Origin of the sequence: Pseudomonas sp. (assembly GCF_049590575.1) — a bacterium.
Classification (GTDB): Bacteria; Pseudomonadota; Gammaproteobacteria; order Pseudomonadales; family Pseudomonadaceae; genus Aquipseudomonas.
Genome location: NZ_JBAWDE010000419.1, coordinates 1 through 1,964, shown reverse-complemented (window position 1 = coordinate 1,964; position 1,964 = coordinate 1). Strand labels below are relative to the sequence as shown.

General features: G+C 55.8%; 3 protein-coding genes. All 3 read right to left on the bottom strand.

Annotated features, from left to right (window positions below):
- On the bottom strand, positions 1-909 hold a 909-nt coding region (locus WBR57_RS29325; protein WP_424088939.1), incomplete at its 3' end, for an acetate/propionate family kinase.
- Between the two features lie 37 nt (positions 910-946).
- Positions 947-1,138 (bottom strand): Thivi_2564 family membrane protein, encoded by a 192-nt coding sequence (locus WBR57_RS29320; RefSeq protein ID WP_424088937.1) that lies wholly within the window; start codon positions 1,136-1,138, stop codon positions 947-949.
- 139 nt (positions 1,139-1,277) lie between these two features.
- Positions 1,278-1,946, bottom strand: coding sequence for an MlaD family protein (locus tag WBR57_RS29315; RefSeq protein WP_424088936.1), 669 nt, complete (start codon positions 1,944-1,946; stop codon positions 1,278-1,280).
- Positions 1,947-1,964 lie beyond the last annotated feature (18 nt).

Genomic DNA, 1,964 nt, shown 5'->3' with positions numbered 1-1,964 from the left:
GAACAGGTCCACCGCCTCCGCCGCCCGGATATCGGTGGCTTCACTCGCGAGCAAGTCGCGCAGGTCGGAACTCGTCCCGGAAACGCCGAGCAGCCCCGATTCGTGGTTCACCATGTGCTGAAATTGTTTGATAGTCATGCGCTCGGTACGCTCCAAGTAGTAAATCAGCCCCGGATCAAGGTCTCCCGAACGCGTGCTCATCACCAATCCTGCCGTGGGCGTAAATCCCATGCTGGTATCGATGCTTTTGCCCTGGCGCACGGCAGCCAGGCTGGCTCCATTGCCGAGATGCGCGAGAATCACGCGGCCCTTCGTGGCCGCAGGGTCGAGACGGCCGAGTTCCTCCATCAAATAGGCGTAAGATAGACCGTGGAAACCGTAACGCTCGACGCCCTTGGTCGCATAGCGCCACGGGATCGGCAGTAACTTGGCGACACGCGGCATGGTGCGGTGAAACGCGGTGTCAAAGCAGGCCACCTGGGGCAGTTTGGGGTGCCGTCGCACGAACGCCTCGATCAACCCGATCTCGCGTCGCAGGTGATCGGGGTCATACGGCATGATCCGGCGCAGTTCCGCGATCAGCTTCGGCGTGACTCGTTCCGGCTTGGAATGCTTCATGCCGTGCACAACACGGTGTCCTACGGCTTTGACCGATGCGAAAATCGGCTGCGCTTTAAACCAGTCGAGCAGAAACTCCACTGCCGTACGGTGGTCGGCGGCGGCAAGGTGAAGAGGAGTGCACGCTTTTCCAGTCCGATTATTGACGATCAAATTCGTGCCGCTCAAACCGATGCGATCAATTTTCCCATCGAGGAGTCGCTGCGGCTTCTCGCCAGCCTCATAGATCGCGAACCGGATGGTCGACGAGCCGCCGTTGATGGTCAGAATGCGGGGCGGCGCAGATTTCATGGATCAACTCCCGCGACTGAGCCACACGACCGTACGATTATTTAACTTGCGGCACTTGAATGTCGCCTGAGTGACCCAGAACGCCGAAGGCGGATAAAAGCCATACGACCACGCAAATCACCACGACAACATTGAGTATCTGCTTGATCTTCCCGTCCATGGGAATGTAGGTGTTGACCAGCCAGAGCAGCACACCAATTACGATTAGAGTTATTACCAGAGAAACCATTTGTTACCTTTCGAGCGAGAAAGTGAATTCTCTCACATACTTAAAATACATCGGCCATGTAAAGGGTGCTATGGGGTGTTCACCCCATGATCATTGGCTTTCGCCAGGTGTTGTTTTGCGACCTGACCAAAAAGAAATGTTATTTCTTCTTTACGGGTGGAGTTGTCTCATCGCCAGGGTAGGACTTGGTGGCGGGCCATAGGAGACGCCACGGTTCCCGCTTGAGGGTATCAGTGAATTGCGCGGTATTTTTGATTACCTGCGGAATCTGGGAATTATTCAACGTCTCCATGAACGTCTTCGCATTTTTGATGGTGAGGGCCAGATCGGAGTCAGGCCCGGTCAGATGCTTCATGTCATCGGCCATCGCTTCGGAGATGTCGGGCACCCGCTCTCCCACAAACTCGGCGTGATTCCCCGCCAATCCGGTGCTCTCATCCCCATGCACAAAGTCGATCACCATCTGGCCCATGAGACCCTGTTGAGTTAAATGCACCGTCACCGTGCGATAGATCTCCGCAATCCTGTCCACCTCAACATCAATGGAAACTTCGTCATCGGGATGTCCGTTCGGTCGTTTGTCCAGTGGCACCGGGGATTTGAGGTCCGTAACTTTTCCGATCTCACGACCGGCCAAGAGCACGGGCGCGCCAGGGCGAATGCCGCTGGCATTATCATAGTAGATCCGATAGGTGTTGAGCGGCCTGATGACGCCGGGCATTCCGATGACGACCAGAATGGCGAGCAAGACGCCGAAGGTCACCAACACCAGGATGCCCGTGGTAATTTCATTTTTGTGGATTTGCATAAGTTACTCCTTGGAGTG